This window comes from Candidatus Andeanibacterium sp. (assembly GCF_057143545.1).
This window is the reverse complement of the sequence record NZ_DBNHSF010000129.1, coordinates 1-3,615: the sequence shown is the minus strand read 5'-3', so window position 1 is coordinate 3,615 and position 3,615 is coordinate 1. Positions and strand designations below refer to the sequence as shown.

Below are 3,615 nucleotides of genomic sequence, written 5' to 3'. Positions count from 1 at the left end.
CGCGCCAGACCGACCTCCCGGTGATCGCTTCGGGCGGGGTCAAGGGGCTCGACGATATCCGCATGCTGGCGATCCACGCCGATGAGGGGATCGAAGGCGTGATCACCGGCCGTGCGCTCTATGAAGGGCGGCTCGACCTCGCGGCGGCGCTGGCGATGGCGGCGAAGGCATGAGAATGCAATTCGCGTTCCTGCTGTTTGCGTTTTTCACTGCGGGAACGGGCTATCTCATCTCTGGGATAATCGAAATTGCCATTCTAGCAGCCGTTTCGTTCGCAGTCGTCGCGGTGCTTTTGACCTTTGTCTCCCGTGGGGTTTGGCCAAGCGCTCCGAGGTTGTTTGTCCCTGTCGCGGCATTCTGCATTTTGTTTGTACTTGCTCTCTTTGTGTATTCTGCTCCGAGGGAAGTCGGCGAAGTGAGTATGGGTGTATTTCGGAAATGACCGTCCGCATTCGCGTCATCCCCTGTCTCGATGTCGCCCATGGCCGCGTGGTCAAGGGCGTCAATTTCGTCGATTTGCGCGACGCCGGCGACCCGGTCGAACAGGCGCAGGCCTATGATGCGGCAGGGGCGGACGAGCTTTGCTTTCTCGATATTTCCGCGAGCCACGAAGGGCGGGGGACGCTGCTCGAGATCGTCCGCCGGACCGCCGAGGTCTGCTTCATGCCGCTCACCGTTGGTGGCGGGGTGCGCACGGTCGAGGATGCACGCGCGCTGCTGCTGGCAGGAGCGGACAAGGTCGCGGTCAATTCCGCCGCGGTCGCGCGGCCCGAAGTCGTCACCGACATCGCCGAGAAGATGGGCAGCCAATGCGTGGTCGCTTCGGTCGATGCCAGGTGGAGCCACGATCACTGGGAAATCTTTACCCATGGCGGCCGGCGCGCTACCGGGATCGACGCGGTCGAACATGCGATCAGGCTGGCCGAACTGGGCGCAGGTGAATTGCTCGTGACCTCGATGGATGGCGACGGAACCCAGAAAGGTTACGACCTCAAGTTAACTCGAGCTATCGCGGATTCGGTCTCGATTCCGGTGGTTGCCTCGGGCGGGGTGGGCACGCTCGACCACCTCGTCGAAGGTGTGACCGAGGGCCATGCCAGCGCGGTCCTGGCCGCCTCGATCTTCCATTACGGCACCCACACCATCGCCGAAGCCCATGCTGCGCTGCGGGTCGCGGGCCTGCCAGCGCGCGGTTGATCCGGACTGCCGGAGTACGTGGCTCCTAAGGCTTGACCGCCGCCGCGCCGCTCTCCAATGCTGCGCGCGATGGACACTCTATCCCGCCTCGAAGCCACCATCGTCGAACGCCTTGGCGCGTCGCCGGAGGAAAGCTATGTCGCGCATCTGCACAGTCGCGGCCTCAAGGTCGTCGCACGCAAGCTGGGCGAGGAAGCGACCGAGGCGGTAGTCGCCGCGCTGTCGGGCAGTAACGAGGAATTGGTCGGCGAGGCGGCCGATGTGCTGTTCCATCTGCTGGTCCTGCTGGCCGAGAAGGGAATTCCCCTGTCCGAGGTGCTTGCCGAACTCGAACGGCGCGAAGGCACTTCCGGTCTTGTTGAGAAAGCATCGCGGGGCAAATGATGCCGATCGACGCGACCCTGCCCTATGATGACCAGAACATCTTCGCGAAGATCCTGCGCGGCGAGATCCCGAACAAGACCGTCTACGAAAACGAATGGGCGCTCGCGTTCCACGATATCGCTCCGCAGGCGCCGATCCACATCCTCGTGATCCCCAAGGGCGCCTATGTCGGGTGGGACGATTTTTCGGCGCGCGCCTCTGCCGACGAGATCGCCGGATTCGTGCGCGCGGTGGGCCATGTTGCACGCGAGCAGGAATTGGTGGCGCCGGGGCATCGCCTGATGGTCAATGCGGGCATGCATGGCGGGCAGGAAATCCCGCATCTCCACGTCCATATCTTCGGTGGCCGGCCGCTCGGGCCGATGCTGGCGCGCTGAGCGGTTCGCCGCACGTCAGAATCCATTCATCGGGGCATATCAAAAACCCATGCTTGCCGAGCGACTCGGCGGGTTGCTAAACCCGGCGGCGTCATCATGGCGACGCAAATCGAACCCCATTCAGGCCGCTTCGACGGTCCGCGCCATCTGTTCGCCGTGCGCGTCTATTACGAGGATACCGACCTGTCGGGCATTGTCTATCACGCCAACTATTTGCGCTGGTTCGAACGGGCCCGTTCCGACCTGCTGCGCCTGCTCGGCATCGACCAGCGCGGCGCGATCGAAGCGGGCGAGGGCTTCTATTCGGTGGCCGACCTGGCGGTCCGCTTCCGGGCCCCCGCAAGGCTTGACGATGCAGTGACGATCGAAACCACGGCGCTGGAACTCGGCGCGGCCAGCGTGCGTTTATGCCAGCGTGCCTTCAGGGGCGGCGAACTCCTGGCCGAGGCGGAGGTCCGCGTCGGCTTCATTGCACCCGATGGCCGCCCGCGCCGCCAGCCCGCCCACTGGCGCAAGTCGTTCCAGTCCCTCCTGACCCCCGAAAGTACTGCATGACCGATCTTTCCTTCCTTGCCGCCGCACCGAGCCGGCTCGATCCCGCCAAGCTGTTTCTCGACGCCGACATCGTGGTCCAGGTGGTGATGGTCGGCCTGCTCCTGGCCTCGATCTGGACCTGGATGATCATCGTCTCCTTCAACCTCAGGATCGGCTCGGTGAGCCGCCGATGCGAGCGGTTCGAGGAGGATTTCTGGAAGGCCGAAAACCCGGAAAAGCTCGCCAAGGAACGCCTGCTCAACAGGAATCCCGCCGCGGCGGTGGCGGCCGCGGGCCTTGCCGAATTCCAGCAATCGACCAAGAGCGGCAAGTACGACAAGTTTGGCACCGGCCAACGGGTCGCCCTGGCAATGGAAAGCCAGGTCGCCGAAGAGGCGGACAATCTTGCCATGCGGCTCAATTTCCTCGCCACGACCGGCGCGGTCGCACCGTTTGTCGGCCTGTTCGGCACGGTCTGGGGGATCATGAACAGCTTCTTTCAGATCGGCCAGCAGCAGAATTCCTCGCTCGCGGTGGTTGCCCCGGGAATTTCGGAAGCGCTGTTCGCCACCGCGATCGGCCTGTTTGCCGCTATCCCGGCGGTAATTGCCTATAATCGCTACAGCCACCGGGTGAACGCGCTCGAAGCAAGGCTCCAGCGCTTTGCCGACAAGGTTCACGCCCAACTCAGCCGCGAGATGGAGCAAGCCTGATGGCGATGGGTGTCGCCTCGAACCCGCGCCGCAGCCGGGGCCGCTCGTCGCGCCGAGCGCCGATGGCGGATATCAACGTCACTCCACTGGTCGACGTGATGCTGGTGCTGCTGATCATCTTCATGGTCACGGCACCGCTCCTGACTTCGGGCGTGCCGATCGAGCTGCCGGAGAGCCGCGCCAACGCGATCGACCAGGAGCCCGACCAGATCACGATTTCGATCGCCGCGGATGGGAGCATCTTCCTCGACAACGAGGAGATTGCGGCCGGCGGGCTGGGCGAGCGGCTTGAGCAACTGGCGCGCGATGTCGAGGGCGAGCCGCCGCTGGTCAACCTCCGGGCCGACCTGACGCTCGATTACGGGCGGGTGATGGCGGTGATGGGCGAGCTCAATCGCGCGGGATTCAAC

The 3,615-nt window shown here is 64.2% G+C and carries 7 protein-coding genes; all 7 read left to right on the top strand.

Annotated elements, in window-relative coordinates:
* On the top strand, positions 1 to 173 hold a 173-nt coding region (locus AC16XC_RS07865; RefSeq protein WP_484034097.1), incomplete at its 5' end, for a HisA/HisF-related TIM barrel protein.
* Positions 174 to 438: 265 nt separating this feature from the next.
* Positions 439 to 1,197, top strand: a complete 759-nt coding sequence (gene hisF, locus AC16XC_RS07860) for an imidazole glycerol phosphate synthase subunit HisF (protein WP_484034096.1) — start codon at positions 439 to 441, stop codon at positions 1,195 to 1,197.
* A gap of 69 nt (positions 1,198 to 1,266) precedes the next feature.
* Positions 1,267 to 1,581 carry a phosphoribosyl-ATP diphosphatase gene (locus AC16XC_RS07855; protein ID WP_484034095.1) on the top strand — a complete coding sequence of 105 codons (315 nt, stop codon included), beginning with the start codon at positions 1,267 to 1,269 and terminating at the stop codon, positions 1,579 to 1,581.
* Positions 1,581 to 1,958: a histidine triad nucleotide-binding protein gene (locus AC16XC_RS07850; protein WP_484034094.1), complete on the top strand. Its 378-nt coding sequence runs from the start codon at positions 1,581 to 1,583 to the stop codon at positions 1,956 to 1,958. The genes AC16XC_RS07855 and AC16XC_RS07850 overlap by 1 nt, the downstream gene beginning before the upstream one ends.
* Positions 1,959 to 2,054: 96 nt before the next feature.
* Positions 2,055 to 2,513: a YbgC/FadM family acyl-CoA thioesterase gene (locus AC16XC_RS07845; RefSeq protein WP_484034093.1), complete on the top strand. Its 459-nt coding sequence runs from the start codon at positions 2,055 to 2,057 to the stop codon at positions 2,511 to 2,513.
* Positions 2,510 to 3,205, top strand: coding sequence for a protein TolQ (tolQ, locus tag AC16XC_RS07840; RefSeq protein ID WP_484034092.1), 696 nt, complete (start codon positions 2,510 to 2,512; stop codon positions 3,203 to 3,205). Before AC16XC_RS07845 ends, tolQ begins: the two co-directional genes overlap by 4 nt.
* A partial coding sequence (locus AC16XC_RS07835; protein WP_484034091.1) for an ExbD/TolR family protein occupies positions 3,205 to 3,615 on the top strand: 411 nt, incomplete at its 3' end. The genes tolQ and AC16XC_RS07835, both read left to right, overlap by 1 nt.